Source organism: Pelosinus fermentans DSM 17108 (genome assembly GCF_000271485.2).
Classification (GTDB): Bacteria; Bacillota; Negativicutes; order DSM-13327; family DSM-13327; genus Pelosinus; species Pelosinus fermentans.
This window is the reverse complement of record NZ_AKVN02000001.1, coordinates 875,203-894,895: the sequence shown is the minus strand read 5'-3', so window position 1 is coordinate 894,895 and position 19,693 is coordinate 875,203. Positions and strand designations below refer to the sequence as shown.

Sequence of the window (19,693 nt, the reverse complement as noted above, 5' to 3'; positions counted from 1 at the left end):
AGAATCTCTAATCTTCATAGAGATTCTATGCCTTTGGTTTTCCCAATCAGCTTAGAACTATTGTAGGTGATAAGTTTCTTCTTGTCAACTATAATGAGCAAAATTTAGAATCAATTTCATAACTGGTGTAATCGTCACACTCTTCCGTATTCATCATCAAAACGTATAATATCGTCTTCCTCTAAATACTTACCATTCTGCACCTCGATAATCTCCAATGGTATCCGCCCTGGATTTTCTAAACGATGCTTTGTAGATAGAGGAATAAAGATACTTTCATTTTCATGAACCAGCTTTACGTCATCACCAAGGGTCACTTCCGCCGTACCACCAGTCACAATCCAATGCTCACTGCGATGATAATGCATTTGTAAGCTGAGGCGCTGCCCAGGATTCACCATGATCTTCTTCATCTTATACCCAGGTCCTTCACCAAGGACTGTATAGCTTCCCCAAGGACGATACATCGTCGTATGTTCATCCGCCTCACGTCGTCCTCGATCTTTTAATTCATTAACTAAATCCTTAACCTTCTGGGACTCACCTTTCTTAGCTACTACAATGACATCATCTGTTTCCACTACCAGCAAATCCTCAAGACCAATGCCAGCTATCAAACGACTGCGTCCTAACATGAGTGTATTCGTACAATCAATGGGAATGCAATCACCTTTGACAGCATTTCCATCTTGATCCTTGTCTAACACATCATAAATCGCATCCCATGATCCAATGTCATTCCAATAGGCCAATAAGGGAATAGTTACTACTTTATCTGATTTTTCTGCCACCGCATAGTCAATTGAAATATTAGGCATGTTTTCAAACTCAGCTAATGCATCAGCATAGTTAGTAGATGCTAATTGATAAATCTCAGGCTGGTGAAGAGAAAACTCTCTCATGATCTGCCCCATGGTAACAGCAAACATGCCAGAATTCCAATAATATCGTCCTGCTGCTACATATTCCTCGGCGACTTCCTGATTCGGTTTTTCTTTAAAGGATTTCACAGAAAAACCATATCCATACGCCTTACCAGCTTCAATATACCCATACCCAATCTCAGGTTTATCAGGCTTTATGCCAAAGGTGACAATATTCTCCTCCTGGGCCATTTCTTCAGCCTGCCTTACAGACTTGATAAAAAGATCATTTTGACGAATGATATGATCTGAAGGTGTCACAAACATCACTTCATCTTCCCCAGCACTCAATTCATCAATGCAGTACCTGACCGCCAATGCAATGGCTGGGGCCGTATTACGGCCTACAGGTTCTAATATAATATGAGCGTCCATCGCCCCACAAGCAGCTAACTCTGCCTTAACATGATGAATATATTCCTGATTGGTGACAATCACCATATCCGCTACCTTGGCTACAGACATAAAACGAGTAATCGTCTGTGCCAGCAAAGATCGCTCAGCACCTAGCTTCATAAATTGTTTTGGAAAGCAGGTGCGGGATAGCGGGAATAAACGTGTACCTCCACCACCTGCTAAAATGATAATTTTCAAAAGTGAAATTCTCCCTTCTCTATTATCTAAATCTTTATATTTAGGTCGATGTCTCCTTCTCTTATCTTTCAAAGATATTCTTTCAACGCATCCTGCCATTCTCTCATTGGATCTCCCACTGTCATACGCAACATATGATTATCCAAAACAGAACGGATAGGGCGTTTCGCCGGGCGAGGAAATTCAGAAGTAGTTACAGGCACAACTGTAATCTTTTTGCCAGTTTGTCGAAAAATTTCACAGGAAAATTCGTACCAAGAACACTGTCCTTGGCAAGTAGCATGATACGTACCATACGCATTACTTGATAGGAGGAGAAAGATAACCCGCGCAAGATCAACTGTCGACGTTGGCGTTCCCAGCTGATCATGTACGACACGTAATGTATCATTCGTTTCCGCCAACTTTAGCATTGTTCGCACAAAATTATTGCCATCACCATATAACCAAGCTGTACGCACAATAAAATGACGACTGAGAATCTGCCGCACCATCTCTTCTCCTTGCCACTTTGTACGACCATAGACGCTTTGCGGATTGACCTGATCAAATTCACGATATGCTTCCTGATTCTTCCCATCAAATACATAATCAGTGCTTACATACACCATACGTGCTCCTACTTCTAGACATCCGGCTGCAATATTTTGTGTTCCTACGACATTGACACGAAATGCGCCGTCAAAATCAGTTTCGGCTCCATCTACATTGGTATAAGCTGCACAATGAATGACCACCTGAGGCTTTATAGCTAAAAAATATGACTTAACATCCTCTCCATTTGTAATATCAAGAGTATCAGAATCAGTTAATATCAGTTCATGTCCACGCCCTTGTATAGCAATTTCTCTTCCTAATTGTCCATTAGCTCCTGTAACAAGTATTTTCACAATCGTATATCTCCTTAATTCATAAATCGTAGGATACAATCTATAGAAAAATCCCCTCTCATGAGGGGTGGTAACTAAAGGGCAGCTTATGTTACTTGATCAATGGCAAACGTTCAACAGAAATATCTTTAAGTCTAGGATATACTTGATCTTTTTCTGATAAGAGGATATCTTTCAATGGCCACTCTATACCAATGTCTGGATCGTTCCAAATAATCCCGCCCTCAGCTTGTGGTGTATATGCATCTGTGCATTTATAAATAAAATACGTGGTTTCACTCATTACGCAAAATCCATGGGCAAATCCAGGTGGAATCCACAATTGACGATGATTTTCTCCAGAAAGCATTGCACCTGTCCACTGTCCATAAGTCTTAGAACCTACACGTATATCTACAGCCACATCAAATACCTCTCCCTGTAGAACTGACACTAGCTTTCCCTGAGTATTCGGTTGCTGATAGTGAAGTCCTCTAAGAACTCCGTACGTTGAAAAAGATAGATTATCCTGAACAAAACTCTCACAAATCCCAATCTCTTCATATTTTTTCTGTTGCCAAGTTTCCTGAAAAAATCCACGGGCATCACCAAATACTTTAGGCTCTATAATAACTACACCTGGTAAATTTGTCTCAATAACTTTCACTACACTCACTCCCCAGCTAGTTGCAACAAATATTTCCCATACCCATTTTTATTCATAACATCTCCTAAACTAAGCAAATCATCACGCGATATATAACCCATCCTATAGGCTATTTCCTCAGGACATGCCACCATTAATCCTTGTCGTTCCTGTATCGTCGCAATATAGTTGGCTGCTTGCAGCAAAGAATCATGAGTACCAGTATCCAGCCACGCATATCCACGCCCCAGGGTTTCAACTCTAAGTGCATCTTGCTCCAGATATAATTTATTTAAATCAGTAATTTCCAATTCTCCTCTACTTGATGGACTTAGTGATTTAGCAAAGTCCACTACACATTTATCATAAAAATATAATCCTGTTACGGCATAATGGGACTTTGGCATCTCAGGTTTCTCTTCCAAACTTATAGCATGTCCATCTCCATCAAACTCCACTACTCCATAACGTTCAGGATCTCTCACCCAGTAGGCAAACACCGTAGCTCCCATATCCTGCTGTGCAGCTTGCTGAAGTTTTTTACTAAAACCATAGCCATAAAATATATTATCCCCTAATACAAGGGCACATGGATCATTACCAATAAACGGTTCCCCAATTAGAAAAGCCTGAGCCAACCCATCTGGACTTGGCTGCACCGCATAGGATAGATGAATTCCCCACTGTTCGCCACCTCCTAGCAAACTGCGGAAACTTTCCTGCTCATGAGGTGTAGTAATCACCAAAATATCACGAATCCCTGCCAGCATTAAAGTAGTCAGCGGATAGTAAATCATAGGTTTATCATATACTGGTACTAATTGCTTACTAATAGATTTAGTTATAGGATAAAGACGTGTTCCTGACCCACCCGCCAATATAATACCTTTAGTTACTGCCATCCCTACGTTTCCCCCAATCTTTATGCTGTCGTTACGAAGCAATCTTTTACTTCCCATTCCCCAAGCGTTCACGTTGATAACTACCATCCGTTACCCGCTTGCACCAATCACCATTTTGCAAATACCAATCAACAGTCTTAATAATCCCAGTTTCAAAAGTTTCTACTGGCACCCATCCTAGCTCTCGCTGAATTTTAGACGCATCAATTGCATAGCGCATATCATGTCCCGGACGATCTTTGACAAAGGTAATTTTCTCACGATATGACTTCCCATCATTACTGGGACTTTTGTCATCCAAAATATCACATAAAGTATGTACAATACTCATGTTGGTTTTTTCATTGTGTCCACCAATATTGTATTTTTCACCAGGCATACCTTTTGTTAACACAGTTATGATTGCTCGACAGTGATCTTCTACATAGAGCCAATCTCGTACATTCTGCCCTGTGCCATACACTGGCAAAGACTTACCTTCTAATGCATTTAAAATCATTAAAGGAATTAACTTTTCTGGGAAATGGTGAGGACCATAATTATTCGAACAGTTAGTAATCAATACCGGTAGTCCGTAGGTATGGTAATAAGACCGTGCCAAATGATCAGAAGAGGCCTTAGAGGCTGAATAAGGAGAATTCGGAGCATAGGGAGTTTCCTCCGTAAAGTACCCTGTCTCACCAAGTGATCCGTATACCTCATCTGTGGAAACATGCAAAAACCTAAAGGCGTTTCTAGCATCACCTTCTAAGCTACGGAAATACTTTCTTGCCGCCTCTAAGAGTGCAAACGTTCCATTCACATTCGTCTCAATAAAAGCCGCGGGACCATCGATAGAACGATCCACATGGGATTCTGCAGCAAAATGTACAACTGCATCAGGTTGATATTCTTCAAAGATCCTTTCAACCATTTCCCTGTCACAAATATCCCCATGAAGAAATGTGTATCTTGGATCATTTTCTACATCACGTAATGAATCTAAATTTCCCGCATAGGTAAGCTTGTCTAGGTTAATAATATTTACATCCATATTTTTTAATGCAATGTGGATAAAGTTACTGCCAATAAAGCCAGCCCCACCAGTAACTAGTATTGTAGGCATTTTAGAACACTCTCCTACTTCATCGTATAAATTATTTCTGTTTTTTTATCATTTATCACAGCAAACACTTCTTATTATTTTATAATTCCAACATCTCTTAATGCCTGTACTTCTAATTTGACACCTTCTTCAAACGATCTTGGGCTAAATCCCAAATCATAAGCTGCTTTGGAATAGTCAAAACTCTTATCCTCTTTCAAACGCTGCACCTTTTCATAGTCAATAATACCATTAGGAATACAATCTGCAATCTTACCAATAAGAAGAGCCAGTCCATAAGGTATATGTAAAAAGTATCTTTTCTTCCCTAAAGCTTTCGCTATCTCTGCCAAAAGAGATAAATAAGTGAGGGGCGCCTTCCCTGCAACATTATATTCTTGCATTCTAGTTTTTTCTTCATTAGTCATTGCACTAATAATAACGTTAGCCAGATCTTGCGCATAAATAGGATGCATTAGCCCATCCCCTTTTCCTATAACAGGGAAAATCGCCACTTTGTTTATCATTTTAATTAACTTGTGTATATTTACATCTTGATGATTACCATAAATCATCGTTGGACGTATGATTGTATAAATTAAATTACTCTCTTTAATTTTTTTTTCTAATTCAGTATATAGGGCAGCATATGACTTATAGTGACTATACATACCTGTTGTATTTATAAATATTACACGTTTTATTCCCTTAAATACACAAGCTTGTGTTATAATCTCTGACAAATGTATTGTCGCCAAATGTATAACTAAATCTACATTTAGAAGTGCATCTGTGATATCTTTAATATTATTGCCATCTCCATAAATTACATTATTCTTTTTATCTTCATCCAACATAAATGAGATATCCGATGTAGGACGAACAAAATATTTTACTCTTCTGTCTGGCTTTTGATCTTGTATTTTTTGGTATAAGAATCGTCCTGTCAACCCTGCTATACCCGTAATTAGTATCATACTTTCACCCTCTAGTAGAATTTCCAACCCCATTTATTAAAATAATACCAGGCTGATTTTATTGTTATAATTGTTTGCTTAAATGATTTATGAGATCCTCTTGCCCAAAGATGTTCCACTGAATTATAAGGATAAAAAATACATTTAGAAATCTCATTAGTTCTGCGGGATATATCTGCATCCTCCATATGAAGGAAAAATTTTTCATCAAATCCTTGAATTTGCTTTAAAATAGAGCTCCGATAAAACATAAAACAACCTGTTGCATAGGGTATGATAAACTCTTTATCATATCCCGTATACTTCATTTGGAACCAATCTTCCCTGCTCTTCAACGACTTTTGAATTGACTTTGGTAAAAAGCGGCGCACGAATAAATCAAATACTGTAGGGTGCTGTTTGCACAAATATTGAATTTCTCCCGTATCATAAGTTACTTTTGGTGTTATCATACCAATATCATGATGACTTTCCATATATTCATAGAGTTCTTTTAAAATATTATCCTTAACTCTAAGATCTGGATTATAAATTAAATAATATTTTGCTTCGTAAGCATTAATAACTTGGTTATGACCGTATCCAAAACCATGGTTTACCTTACTTGCTATGATTGAAATATCTGACGACTGAATGGACTGAATTACTTTTAACGTTTCATCAGTTGAGTTATTGTCAAAAATAATAATTTTATATGAGATACCCATTGTTTGGCTTATGATTGATTCAATAGTTTTTTTTATTATCTTTGCATTATTATAAGTAACAATACTAATTAATAATTCTATCATTTCTTTACCCCTCTTTTATCTGAAAAGCCTGATGTCTTTTTGAAAAGCAGGATATGATGGCTTCTAAATCCTTTAAATACTACTTCTGTATGCTACGCACGCCGATCACGGCTGCAGGAATGCCACCCATAATCATATTATCAGAAACATTTTTTGTAACAACACAATTAGCACCTATTGTTACGTTATCCCGATTTTAATGTCATCAAGCAATTTGGTAACCCGATCAAATTATTCATTGTTGCCAACAACCGGTCGCTTATAAAGTTCAATAAAGAAATAATGCTGGCTAACCAAACTAATTTGTATGTATATAAAAAATGAGAATTACGAAAAAGTATCACTGGCAAGACTAAGGATTGGTGAATTCTTTTATGATTTCAAAAATACCTACCTTGCGTCCTTTCTGTCCAGCAATTTGATAATGCTTTTCAAATCCGCTTTAATATTTTAAACTTTTATTTATCTCATTTGTTGATTAGTAAAACCTAAAAACTATGTATATTATAAAAATCCTGTATTTCGATAGTATGGTAATAATATCCATTACCCCTACAAAAAGGGCCAAAACTAACCTCTTTTGTAAGATAAAAAACCTTTGATACGCATAGTCAATCCCATTTTAAATAAGTTATATTCATTCTCTCTTTTATTAAGCATTGCGAGTAGTAAACAAAACGTAATATAAAGCAAGCTTAACATAAATAAGATTACTATAGGAAACTCTAAATTCTTTTTACAAAACGCTCCAAGGCCCATACTATAGTTTTTAACCTTACCTATTGGCATTCTATCAGTCTTTTCCTCTGCATGATAGACCTTTATTTCGGGTGAATAAAGACATAAACCATTCTTTATTTCTTTATATAGATAATCAGCGTCTTCAGCTGCCCCGTAGATAGAGCCAGGACCAAATTCTACATCGAACCGCCCACTGCTTCTAGAAAACAAACTTACTGCTGAAAACATAAAGTAAAAATTAAATCTTGTCATCTTCCTAGACGTCTTAGGCCATTTTCGAAGTAAATTATTTCCATCTATATCGCAGACTTTACCTACTATTATATCTGCATTTTTATGTTTATTAAATAAATAGTTAACATTAGTTAAGGTCTCAGGATAATAAAGACAATCATCATCAGGAAAAGCTTTAATATCCCCTTGTGCAAAACCTATTCCAATATTTCTTGCATTCGACGTACCAGCCTCTGCAATCCTAACATACCTAATGTTTAGTAATTGACCATATTTCTCTACAACCTTTTGCGTATTTGTATCTTTGCTCTGATCGATTAATATAACTTCGAATTCTTTAAAAACCTGCCTAGTTAACGAATCTAATAACCGATCTACATCGCTACAGCGATCCAACGTAGCAACAATTAAGGAAATAAGCGGCTTGTCCAAACACCCTGTACAACTTTCTGAAGAACTCATTTATAAAACATGCCTCCTCACGCCTCCACGCTTCATTATCTTAACGTGAATAAGCTGTTCAAATGATAATTATTCTATCATTTCTTTACCCAATGCCGCATTAGAATATATGCTGATTTACATATGAAATATAGTGAATCAGCTACTCCGAAGTGTTCCCTTATGATTTTTTGCTGTTCTGTTAGCATTTTATATAAATTGTTACCACTCAAGCCATCAAGACTGTAACAAGTTATCACACTATCAATAAATATTACTTTATAATTGTTTATAAAACATTTTATAATCAGCTCGAAGTCGGAGGAAATTTTATATTCCTCGTTAAACATTAGAGATTTTAATAGCATAGCTTTAATAAACATTCCCTGGTGTGGAGCCATTCGCCCTTTTCTCAGATCATTAATAGTTAACATCTTCCCAGCTATCTTAGAATTCTTATCGCCCTCCTTTATGAGGATAACTCTTCCAAAGACAACATCAATAATGCTGTTATTAATAAATTGCATCATGACTGTCTCAATTACACTTTTATCTTGCAAATAATCATCTGCGCCTAAAAAATATATAATATCACCATGAGCTTTTATTATTCCTTTATTCATTGCATTGTATATCCCTGTATCGCGCTCACTTACCCAATAAGATATACCATCTTTGTATTCCTCAATAACTTTCACAGTTCCATCCGTTGATAACCCATCAATAATAATAAATTCAACATTTTCATATGTTTGCATTAAAACACTTTGAATACATCTTTCTAGCGTTTCTTCAGCATTATATGTAACCGTTATAATAGTAATAAGAGGCTTGTCCATACTTCCCCCCATAAGGCTACTTTCTTAATAGCATAATGATATCTATCCCATAATTCCATAATAAAAACGATGTAAAATTTATTTCTTATGCAGCTCATTCTCCCTGTACCAGGAATATACTTTTTTCAATCCTTCATTTAAGTCAACTTTAGCTGACCATCCAAGGCTATCTAAAAAGGAAACATCATTAATTTTTACTGGTGTCCCGTCTGGCTTAGATCTATCAAAAATTATCTTTCCACGGTAACCTGTAATATCACGTATGTTTTCCGCAAGACTCTTGATTGAAATTCCTACACCTGTACCGATGTTAACAATTTTACTATCGTCATAATTCTCCATTAAAAATAAACAAGCATCTGCTAAATCGTCAACATATAAAAATTCACGAACTGCTCGTCCGGTACCCCAAACTGTTACAGCTTGATCACCATTAACCTTAGCTTCATGAACTTTGCGAATTAGGGCTGGTAATACATGTGATGTTGCTAAGTCAAAATTATCATTGGGACCATACAAATTGGTTGGCATTACTGATATATATTTAGTTCCATATTGCTTGTTATAGGATTGACACATTTTAATCCCAGCAATTTTAGCCAGTGCGTATGCATCATTAGTAGGTTCAAGTGGTCCCGTCAATAGAGATTCCTCTTTAATTGGCTGTTCAGCCATTTGCGGATAAATACACGAACTACCAAGAAATAATAATTTCTTGGCACCCGCTTTCCAAGAGTGATGAATAATATTAGTTTCCATCATTAGATTTTCATAGATAAAATCAGCTGGATAATTAGAATTAGCTAAAATTCCACCTACCTTGGCCGCTGCTAAAAATACATATTCCGGCTGTTCTTTAGCAAAAAAATCAGCTACGGCTTGTTGGTTTATTAAATCAAGTTCGCAATGAGTTGCCGAAAGTATATTGGTATATCCTTCTTTTTCCAAGGTCCTAATAAGTGCTGAACCAACCAATCCACGATGACCGGCAACATAGACTCTTGCATTTTTCTCCATATATCTCACCTTATTCATTATACTGACGTACTTCAAAACCATTTTTTTCACATAATACATCACGCGTTGCTGATTTTAAGTCTTCCTGAACCATCATAGAAACTAATTCCGCTAACGTTGTCTTAGCCTGCCATCCAAGCTTTTCTTTGGCCTTAGTCGGATCCCCAAGAAGTAATTCAACTTCTGTTGGGCGGAAATAGCGAGAATCCACTTCAACCAATACCTTACCAGTTGCCTTATCCAACCCCTTTTCCTCTACGCCATTCCCCTGCCATACAACTTCAATACCCACTTCACGAAAAGCCAGTTCAACAAAGTCACGCACTTTTTGCGTCTGACCAGTCGCAACAACAAAGTCTTCTGGCTTATCTTGCTGCAGCATCAGCCACATTGCCTCCACATAATCTTTGGCATAGCCCCAGTCACGCTTGGCATCAAGATTGCCAAGATATAAATTATCTTGTAGGCCAATTTTAATTCTAGCTACTGCACGAGTAATTTTCCTCGTGACAAAGGTTTCACCACGCAAAGGTGATTCATGATTGAATAATATCCCATTACAAGCAAACATACCATACGCTTCACGATAATTGACGGTAATCCAATAGCCATATATTTTAGCCGCCGCATATGGACTACGAGGATAAAACGGTGTCGTTTCCTTCTGCGGCGTTTCTTGTACTAGACCGTACAATTCACTTGTTGATGCCTGATAAAACTTTGTTTTTCTCTCAAGACCAAGAATACGGATGGCTTCCAAGATTCTAAGCGTTCCTAAGGCATCAGAATTCGCTGTATATTCTGGTGTTTCAAAAGAAACCTGGACATGACTCTGTGCCGCTAAATTATATATTTCATCAGGCTGCACTTGCTGTATAATGCGAATCAAATTTGTTGAATCCGTCATATCTCCATAATGAAGAAACAATCTAACATTATTTTCATGTTGGTCTTTATACAAGTGATCTATACGGTCGGTGTTAAACATCGAAGAACGCCGTTTAATACCATGAACCTCATATCCCTTCTCTAGTAAAAATTCTGACAAATAGGCTCCATCTTGACCAGTAACTCCTGTAATTAAGGCACGTTTCATCACTATAACTTCCTCCAAATATATTTAATATGAATTATTTCTGGAAAACAACTCTATATCATGGAATGATTTCCAATTATCTTTAATCCAACTATTCTCTTTATTCCACCACTTAAATTCCATTAAATATTTAATCTCTTTCTGGCTAAATCTATACTTAATAGTCTTAGCCGGTACACCACCAACGACGGCATATGCCGGAATATCTTTATTAACAACAGCTCCTGCTGCAATAATAGCTCCATCTCCAATATTTACGCCATCCAAAATAACAGCATTAGCACCAATCCATACATCATTCCCCATTTCTATTGGTAAAAGTTCTTTAAAGTATGCTTTATCAGCGAAAGTAATTTGAGCTTGCTTAAATATAGAAAAGAAAATAGGATGTGTAGAAACAAAATTTACTGGATGTCTTCCCAATCCGCACCGTACACCAGGACCAATTGAGCAAAATTTGCCTACACGTGTGTTTAATAATGTGCTCTGACCTGCTATATAGGTGTAATCACCAATCTCACACTGATGTACATTAGATTTCTCATAAATAGTCACATATTCTCCTAACTGCGACTGTCTAGCAAAAGCCTTATAATATAATTTCGCAGTTGGAAATTTACGTCTAACGTGGAAATAGTGCATTAGCCACTTAAGCCATCTAGTAAAAGGATTTTTAAAAATCGTTTTTATCATTTTATAATTTCAGCCTTTCAAATGCATCAATATATGTTTTATCGCTAGCATTTATAATAGTAGCCTGTAGATAATCCGCATATTGTTTCAAATAAAAATACCCCTTAAAAGTTGCTGTTAATGCTTCAAACACTTCATGCATTTTAAATGTATGTTTTTCCTGTGCATCCATAAAAAACGGGACGTAATCTATTTCATTTTCATCATAGCAATGTCCTAACTTTAAATATACCCTATTGTCATTATCCAAAATAAGATCTTCATGCCATGAATGATCCGCCCCAATAGTATAAATTTTCTTGTATCCCAAATTTAACATTAAAAAAATTCCTGCAACTAGAATATTTTGAACTCTTGGCATCCCTAAATTTAATTTATAAATTAAATGGCGAAAGCTTGCAAATCCATCTATAAGAGTATTATTAATAAATACTACATTAATATTGGAATTTTTTAAAGAGATCTCTTTAAATTCTATATTTCTTTGTGCCTGTCGTGGTAAAAACAAGATCATTGACCACTTCGTTTTCTGTATCAGACTTTTGATTATACACTCACGATCTCGTTTAAATTTTACTGATACCTGTTCATCAAAGTAAGCAGGATCAAAAAAGGCATAGTACTCAGGCTGCAAGTCCTCAAAATAGTTAGACAAAACAATATCATTTACACATAGCTTAGGCATTGACTCAAAAAACTCTAAATTCTGAGCTAATGTATTAATTAATGACGGCCCAGTTCCTATAACAACACATTCACGATTACGATTACCAGAATCTATCTGCGGCATTTTACTTTTAGGTTGCATAAATTTTATTATTCGTAAGATAGAAAAAATAGTAATACCCATATTTTTCAAGATTTCGCAAGCCTTCATCCTAATTTGTGACAAAAATATTCACTCCATTCCACTCACTACTTTTTCAATATCATCCATGGCATCTGGAAAACTCGATTACTCAGGATCCATGTAAGTACTAGAAAAACAAACTTAATAAAAGCAAATGATTGCGCCGCACCAAGTGACCCATGCCAAGAAATAAATAAGTAATTTGAAATAGTGTACAAACCTGCAGAAACAAACGTAATCGTTGCTAATATATGAGTCTTTTCAACATATACAATATACAACGCTACAATTCTAAACATGCCACCAAACGCATTCCCTAAAGCGATCCAAAAAACAAATTTTCCTGCACCTACGAACTTTTCGCCTATAAAAAAGCTTAGAAACCATGGAGCTATCATTGATAGTCCAATGGTTAAAATAAATAAACCTATAAAATATAAATACGTCATCTTTACTATAGTACTTTTAGTCTTATCTGTATCATCTCTCTTCAAACGTTCAAATAACCAAGGTCCCCACGCAGTCCCAAAAGCGCCTTCAATCAAGGCTATTACCATCCCAATTTGAGCTCCCACAGAATATAGGCCCGTATCAGTAATACCAACCATTGTTGTAATAAAAATCCGATCCGTCATTGTCATAATAATTCCGCCTAATGCATGGGGAACAAGTGGAAGTCCAAACTTAAGAGCATCTTTTGCGTAACCATAGTCAAAGGTAAAATTCATCCATCCCTGCCTATAGAGTATGAATAAACCGAGTAGACCAAATACCACTACTACAAGTATTTGTGCTTCAAGCCGTCCTTGCCATTTTAAATCTAGCCCCACAATAAACCATAATGACAATACCATATTTGCCAGCGTCATTACTACTTGATATATACTATATAATATTGATTTGAATTGGACCTGCCAGAGTCCCAAAACTAGAGAAACCAAGAATTGTCCAATTGCAACGACCCAAGTCCCCCATAACCACTCCTGGGGGAAGAATGCTATTTTACTTATTTGATTTGAAAAGAAATAAAGTGTAAAAGAAGCTATAACAGCAGTAATCGCAACAATCATTAAGCAGTTCGCAATATACTTGGGTAAGTCAATTCTATCACGATCAAAATATTTCCTATTAATAGCGTCTTGCATTCCCAATCCTATAAATGGAGCTAAAAACCCAGTAATAACCTGAAACATAGCAGTAATACCATAATCTTCTGGTGACATGTAACGGGTCATAATAGGCATCAAAAAAAAGGGTATGGCCATATTTATAAAATTACTAGTTGTATATACCCCCATTGAACGAAACAACGAAGATGAAAATAATTTCTTAAACATTTAACACCTACTTTTCAAAATTGCTAGATGCATCATGTTTTCTTATCTCATCGAGCATACTTACAAGACTATTAAAGACTAATTCGTTTCCTTTTGCATTTAAATGATATCCATCTTCCTCTAATAAATAGTCTCTTAAATTTTGTCCCTCATATGGATCAACAAAGATTGTATTGCTATGTTTTCTAACTTCCATGTTAATTATCTGATTATATAAATCAATATCCTCTTCGACACCATAAGTACTCTCTATTAAAGCATTGCCTGGACCAGCTATTTTAATAAAAGCAACTACAATTCCTCTTTTATGTGCTATGTATGAGATTTTCTCTATATTAGCTACAAATTGCTCAGTACCCACATACTTCAACTCATGAATTTTTGTTAAAAAATAATGCTTCTTGCGAATCATTTCTCTAGTATATTTTGATATAATTGGAATTCTTGATAATATTTTTACTACATTAGGTGACAAAACTCTTCTAACACAATCCACAATTCCTATTTGGAAAATCACTATATCTGGTTTAAAAAGTCCTAAAAGCTGATCAGCCTCAGAAATAACATCATTAGAGGTTAAACCACTCTTTAAGAATGTGAATACTTCAAAACATCCCCCATATTCTTTTATAAAACTCCGTGTCCATGTGTTTTCAATATCGACATTTCCACGTGGCATACCAAGCGAATCAGTTACAATTAATATCCTCATTCTTCATCCCTCTATTACATGCGAAGTCTCATTCACCAACACAACAGTTTCTCCTGCTACACTTCCTAATTGTGCTGCCTACTCATTTTTTTTATTAATTCTACTACCCGACTTGTACTAGTAACTGAATGGGAATTATCTAAATAGGATAATACCCACTTGTCTAAAATAATCATTGCCTCGTCAATATATTCCTTCTCATTTAACAATTTATCCAACTTACCTTTAAATTCTACATCCGATTGAGCCACAACTTTTTCGTTATATGGTATATATTGATGTCGTTCAGTATCTTTATTAAAATCAATCATCAATACTGGCGTCCCCACACTAATTGCCTCCATTATTGTAGCTGAAAAATGAGCAATCATTAACGATGAGGCCCTGAATAAATTGCCAAGGTCAGTATCTTCAATAACGGAATATCTATCACTATTAAATAATTCTCTATAATATTTTACATTCTCTTTGTTCTCAGCAGGATGTAATTTTACAATAATTTTTACATTTTCCCCCAAAGAATCAAATATTCCCTTTAATACATGGTTAGCTTCTTCTAAATAGTCCTGTCCATAGACATATTCTATGACCTCAGTACAATACACTACCAACTGTTGTTTACTATTAATATCAATTTTGTTCCTCTTTTTTATGATCGCTAAAGCCTCTGCTCGCTGTATCTCTCGTAAAGCAAAATATTTATCAAACAGCGGGTTCCCAGTAACAACTATACGTTCATGGGAAACTCCCTTCTCTATAAGGATATTTTTTATATAATCCCCTTGTACAGCAATCATACTACTATCAATATAGGTGCCAATTGTATTTCCATTGAAATAATATGCATCATAACATTCGAGTCGCTTTAATAACTGCCCATACACCCAACGTATTCCTACTCTCTCAGCTTGTGGCTGAACTTCAAATGTCACAAAATTCGTTGTTATAATCAAAAGAATAGGAATTTCTAATTTACTACATAAATCTTGTAGCATTCGAATATAAATACCAGCTAAATCATTATTAATTATAACTACATTCGGTAACCAATTCTTCAAAAGTCTAAATAGAGTTAGTCTATCATAAAAATAATACCCGGCTTTTTTTATGCCCAAAATAATCCGCTCAATTTTAGTACAAGTAGCGTCCTCAAAAATTTCACCTTTTAAGTTAATTTTCTTAGTTCCTACAAGTGTTTCCTTTCTTCCATAATGGCTATGTGTAGCAAGAAACCTAAAATCTGAGGAATCATTTTTTAATTCATTAATAATTAACGAATACAGTTCTTTTTGGAAGTAAAAATAATATGCTGCAAATATAATCTTCATCCATAATAATCCTTTTTTTCAATGATTTTAGCGCTATTTATTTCCATAATTAATTGCACTAAACAATCTATTGACACGTTCACAATGCTCACTAATTGTTAGCAATGACTCTGTATTATCGCCAACTAAAAATGTCTGTACTTGCTTATAAATCCCTGGCTTAAACTGGTCGTCAAATTGTGTATCAATTTCAACTTTTTCAATCTCAACTGATCCATTTCTTTGCACATGCAATTGTTCAAGTGGTCTAAATATTAGTCGATGTTTATTTGTTAACACTTCAACACCCCACCGTCCTGGAGCAGCCCAATTAGCCTGATAAGAAAATAGAGCCCCTCCCTCTGTAACCCCTGCACCAGCAAATACTGAAGCTGATGGATGCCAAGCAAGGCCGCCTTTGATATAAGCAGAAATATTCTTTGGTTCACCACCAAGGAAGAATGCCAAATCAACAACATGTGTAGAGTTAGCAAGAAACCAGGCTTCTTTGACTCCATGCGCCTTTTTTAGATGCTCAATCTCATGACTCCACTCAGTAAATTCAAAGTTAAATGAAGTGACTCCGCCATCCTCTGCTATTATTTGTCTTGCTTTTATAGCGGAAGCATAAAAGCGCCGATTGTAAGCAACATATATTTCTACATTGTTAGTCATAGCTACTTCCGCTACTCGTTGAATTTGACCAGCATCAATTCCAGCTGGCTTCTCGACTAATATTCTTTTTACACCGTATTTTATAAGCTTTATCGTTATTTCTGCTAAGTGTTCAACACCAACTGTAACAATCACAGCAGTAGGTAAACCGTTAGATTGTGCTAAATATTGATCAAGCCCACCAGTTATGACATTAGAACCTGTATTTTGGGTAAATATCTTAGCTGACTTAACCCCGCGTCCAATGACATCGAAATCTATATTCTGTGCCTTCAAAACTTTAGCATAGTCTATAGCCATAGTTCCCGCACCAATCAACCAAACCTTTTTGTTTGCTATGTAATCGGACAAAATGAAATCTCCTCCATTTTGCATTTACTTAAATGCAATATTAATGCTTTTAAAAATGAATCATGCAACTTCCACGATTCATGGTAACTTGTTAATTTACAATCATCTTGGGACAAGATGTCTTGCACTGCTAAATGCGTTAATTGACTTTGGTAAGGCATTGTATATTCAATCTCCTGCCATTGCCATTTATTTTCTTTTTCTGATATCCAGGCTTTACCTTCTTCCTCACGAATGATGCAACGCAATGCATCACTTTGTATAGTAATCAAAATCGGCGCATCGTTATTAGCATGTGCGCTTATCATAACGGTCCCACCATCAGTACTCTTTCCATAAATAGTACCAGTGATTTCTATAAATCCAGCCCGCTTACTCTCAAAAATCTCACTATCTAATCGATCTGTATAAAGATTCATATCAATCTGATCAGTTAAAAAAGCGTAAAGATCCATAAAATGAATGCCATTACACCCTAATCCCAAGCGAGAATTGGCACCGCTTACAAGATAATCAACTTTTTTTATACCTTTAAGTTTGGCTTTTAATTGCTGGTAAAAAGGCCACATCCTACGTGGACAATTAATCCAAGCTTTAATCCCTTTTTCATTAAATACTTTATTAATTTCAAAGAAATCCTGCGGGGACTGAAATACAACCTTCTCCAATATAATAAACTGAACTTTTTTCTTTTGTAAAAGCTCCATAATTACCTTTTTTCTCACATTAGCGCTTGTTGCCACTATAACTAATTTGATTTCGTCAGAAAGCTCTTCTAATTTATTGAAATATCTAACGGATTTTGCCATCCCCGTCCCCTCAATCTGTTCAAATCTCTCCCTGGCAAAATCTAAGCATTCATTATTAAGATCTAATACTTCAATACATACTGGCTGATTAATTAGAGCCAGGGACTGCAAGTGACGACTTCCTATTTGTCCTGCACCGATAACAGCTATTACATTTTTCAGCATAACCCATCTCTCCTAATTAGATTTACCAAGCAGTCCATCCACCATCAACAATAATATTTTGACCATTAATATATGAAGAAGCGTCTGATGATAAAAACAACACCGCTCCTACCATTTCTTCAGCCTCTGCCATTCTTCCAAGCGGAACACGTGCACTGTACTTTTCGTTAAATAGACTATTTTGCCCCGATGATACTCCTCCTGGGGTCAATGTATTGGTACGAACACCCTTAGGCCCCCAATAAGTTGCCATATAGCGGGTCATCGCAATTACTGCACCTTTAGTAGCTGAATAAATTAATGGAGTATTAATGGCCCCCCCCATCTCCTCATACCAGGAGCCTTCGTAAATACGCTGGTCAGGACCAACTACCCCATAAACAGAACTTACATTAATAATGCTTCCTTTTCCCTGCTTAGCCATAAACGCCCCCAGCTCACGGCTGGCGAGAAACATCCCTGTAACATTTACGGCCATAACTTTATTCCAATCTTCTAAAGGGAAATTATCCAATGGTGCAAAAAAGTTTAGAGATTTCGCAGCTGCATTATTAAATAACACGTCTACCACACCAAACGCTTCAATAATACGTTGAGACCAAGTAATAACGGATTGTTCATTAGTCAAATCAACATCCATAGCTATTGCAAAACAGCCTGGTAAAGCATTTATTTCATCAGCCAATTGTTGACACTTCAATTTATCAAGATCAGCAATCACTACCTTGGCACCTGCTTCTGACAATCGCTTACAATAAAGGCTGCCTAATATTCCCGTGCCACCGGTAACCACAACTACCTTTTCATCTAGACGAAAACGTTCTAGTGATTTATATTTCTGTGTATTAGTCATAATCTACTCCTTGCCGCCGCTCTGCGAATACTGCCAAATTTTCTCTAGATCTTTTTATTTGTTGCATATCCAATTCAAAGCTCATAATACCAATTTCGTTTTCGGGCAACATATCTACAACGCCAAAAGGACCAAAAAGTCCGGAACAACCACAGAACTGTTGCCCGGCCGCATCAACCCCTGTACGATTCGATAATAATAAATACGCCTGGTTTTCTATTGCTCGTGCTCCAGCAAGAATTGTGAGTGGAACTTCTCGAGGGCACGGCCACTCACTTGGTACTAAGAAAAGATCAACCTCTTCCAAAGCTAATCTGCGAAACATTTCTGGGAATCTCAAGTCATAGCATATTGCAGGAGCAACTCTCACTCCCTCAATATTAAAAATCGGCATATGATCTCCAGGCTCTAAAATGCCTTCCCCCATTGGTAGAAAACGATGAATTTTATCATAATAACCGACTAATTCACCATTGCGGTCAAAAAGTACAAAACGATTACATAGTGCACTATCTTTATGTTGCGCAATAACAGATCCACCTAGCCATATTTTACGAGACTTGGCCTGCTTAGCCATCCAATCTAAAGTTAATGGAGTATCTATTCTCGCTATTTTTTCCCATTTATCAACAACATAACCGCTAGTCCACAACTCTGGAACTAAATAAAGGTCAGCACCCGGAGCATTATCAAGCATCTGGGCTAAAACAAGGTGATTTACACTACACTCACCATCTACTATTGGCATTTGCACTGTTGCAACCTTCACATTGTCACCTTCACTTTT

Annotated in this window: 20 protein-coding genes; all 20 read right to left on the bottom strand. The window is 36.3% G+C overall.

Annotated features, from left to right (window positions below; genetic code table 11):
* Positions 1–134: 134 nt before the first annotated feature.
* The 20 genes from FR7_RS04060 to FR7_RS03965 all read right to left on the bottom strand — a co-directional run bounded on the left by FR7_RS04060 (position 135) and on the right by FR7_RS03965 (position 19,675).
* Positions 135–1,517 carry a mannose-1-phosphate guanylyltransferase/mannose-6-phosphate isomerase gene (locus tag FR7_RS04060; RefSeq protein WP_007952175.1) on the bottom strand — a complete coding sequence of 461 codons (1,383 nt, stop codon included), beginning with the start codon at positions 1,515–1,517 and terminating at the stop codon, positions 135–137.
* A gap of 68 nt (positions 1,518–1,585) precedes the next feature.
* The gene (gene rfbD, locus FR7_RS04055; protein WP_007952173.1) at positions 1,586–2,407 is read right to left on the bottom strand and encodes a dTDP-4-dehydrorhamnose reductase; all 822 of its coding nucleotides are present in this window, start codon (positions 2,405–2,407) and stop codon (positions 1,586–1,588) included.
* A 91-nt stretch (positions 2,408–2,498) separates the two neighbouring features.
* Positions 2,499–3,053, bottom strand: a complete 555-nt coding sequence (gene rfbC / locus FR7_RS04050) for a dTDP-4-dehydrorhamnose 3,5-epimerase (protein ID WP_007952170.1) — start codon at positions 3,051–3,053, stop codon at positions 2,499–2,501.
* A gap of 5 nt (positions 3,054–3,058) precedes the next feature.
* On the bottom strand, positions 3,059–3,934 hold the full coding sequence (gene rfbA / locus FR7_RS04045; RefSeq protein ID WP_007952162.1) for a glucose-1-phosphate thymidylyltransferase RfbA: 876 nt from the start codon (positions 3,932–3,934) through the stop codon (positions 3,059–3,061).
* Positions 3,935–3,980: 46 nt separating this feature from the next.
* Complete coding sequence (gene rfbB, locus FR7_RS04040) at positions 3,981–5,039, bottom strand: dTDP-glucose 4,6-dehydratase (protein ID WP_007952160.1); 1,059 nt, start codon at positions 5,037–5,039, stop codon at positions 3,981–3,983.
* Positions 5,040–5,113: 74 nt separating this feature from the next.
* A complete protein-coding gene (locus FR7_RS04035) occupies positions 5,114–5,995 on the bottom strand; it encodes an NAD-dependent epimerase/dehydratase family protein (protein ID WP_007952159.1) in 882 nt (293 codons plus the stop codon).
* A gap of 11 nt (positions 5,996–6,006) precedes the next feature.
* Positions 6,007–6,786: a glycosyltransferase family 2 protein gene (locus FR7_RS04030; RefSeq protein WP_007952158.1), complete on the bottom strand. Its 780-nt coding sequence runs from the start codon at positions 6,784–6,786 to the stop codon at positions 6,007–6,009.
* 570 nt (positions 6,787–7,356) lie between these two features.
* Positions 7,357–8,223, bottom strand: coding sequence for a glycosyltransferase family 2 protein (locus FR7_RS04025; protein WP_007952157.1), 867 nt, complete (start codon positions 8,221–8,223; stop codon positions 7,357–7,359).
* 77 nt (positions 8,224–8,300) lie between these two features.
* The gene (locus FR7_RS04020) at positions 8,301–9,041 is read right to left on the bottom strand and encodes a glycosyltransferase family 2 protein (RefSeq protein WP_007952156.1); all 741 of its coding nucleotides are present in this window, start codon (positions 9,039–9,041) and stop codon (positions 8,301–8,303) included.
* A 78-nt stretch (positions 9,042–9,119) separates the two neighbouring features.
* Positions 9,120–10,058, bottom strand: a complete 939-nt coding sequence (locus tag FR7_RS04015; protein ID WP_007952155.1) for a GDP-L-fucose synthase family protein — start codon at positions 10,056–10,058, stop codon at positions 9,120–9,122.
* 10 nt (positions 10,059–10,068) lie between these two features.
* Positions 10,069–11,154, bottom strand: a complete 1,086-nt coding sequence (gmd, locus tag FR7_RS04010; RefSeq protein ID WP_040543846.1) for a GDP-mannose 4,6-dehydratase — start codon at positions 11,152–11,154, stop codon at positions 10,069–10,071.
* Positions 11,155–11,178: 24 nt separating this feature from the next.
* Positions 11,179–11,847 (bottom strand): CatB-related O-acetyltransferase, encoded by a 669-nt coding sequence (locus FR7_RS24545; RefSeq protein WP_064448902.1) that lies wholly within the window; start codon positions 11,845–11,847, stop codon positions 11,179–11,181.
* A gap of 1 nt (position 11,848) precedes the next feature.
* Positions 11,849–12,739: a hypothetical protein gene (locus tag FR7_RS04000; protein WP_007952152.1), complete on the bottom strand. Its 891-nt coding sequence runs from the start codon at positions 12,737–12,739 to the stop codon at positions 11,849–11,851.
* Positions 12,740–12,762: 23 nt separating this feature from the next.
* On the bottom strand, positions 12,763–14,034 hold the full coding sequence (locus tag FR7_RS03995) for a lipopolysaccharide biosynthesis protein (protein ID WP_007952151.1): 1,272 nt from the start codon (positions 14,032–14,034) through the stop codon (positions 12,763–12,765).
* Between the two features lie 7 nt (positions 14,035–14,041).
* Positions 14,042–14,746 carry an SGNH/GDSL hydrolase family protein gene (locus FR7_RS03990; RefSeq protein WP_007952149.1) on the bottom strand — a complete coding sequence of 235 codons (705 nt, stop codon included), beginning with the start codon at positions 14,744–14,746 and terminating at the stop codon, positions 14,042–14,044.
* A 65-nt stretch (positions 14,747–14,811) separates the two neighbouring features.
* The gene (locus tag FR7_RS03985) at positions 14,812–16,074 is read right to left on the bottom strand and encodes a UDP-N-acetylglucosamine 2-epimerase (protein WP_007952147.1); all 1,263 of its coding nucleotides are present in this window, start codon (positions 16,072–16,074) and stop codon (positions 14,812–14,814) included.
* 33 nt (positions 16,075–16,107) lie between these two features.
* Positions 16,108–17,079 (bottom strand): Gfo/Idh/MocA family protein, encoded by a 972-nt coding sequence (locus FR7_RS03980; RefSeq protein ID WP_007952146.1) that lies wholly within the window; start codon positions 17,077–17,079, stop codon positions 16,108–16,110.
* On the bottom strand, positions 17,064–18,053 hold the full coding sequence (locus tag FR7_RS03975) for a Gfo/Idh/MocA family oxidoreductase (RefSeq protein WP_007952145.1): 990 nt from the start codon (positions 18,051–18,053) through the stop codon (positions 17,064–17,066). Before FR7_RS03975 ends, FR7_RS03980 begins: the two co-directional genes overlap by 16 nt.
* A gap of 22 nt (positions 18,054–18,075) precedes the next feature.
* Positions 18,076–18,906 carry an SDR family oxidoreductase gene (locus FR7_RS03970; protein WP_007952144.1) on the bottom strand — a complete coding sequence of 277 codons (831 nt, stop codon included), beginning with the start codon at positions 18,904–18,906 and terminating at the stop codon, positions 18,076–18,078.
* On the bottom strand, positions 18,899–19,675 hold the full coding sequence (locus tag FR7_RS03965; RefSeq protein WP_007952143.1) for a nitrilase-related carbon-nitrogen hydrolase: 777 nt from the start codon (positions 19,673–19,675) through the stop codon (positions 18,899–18,901). Before FR7_RS03965 ends, FR7_RS03970 begins: the two co-directional genes overlap by 8 nt.
* Between the last annotated feature and the right edge of the window lie 18 nt (positions 19,676–19,693).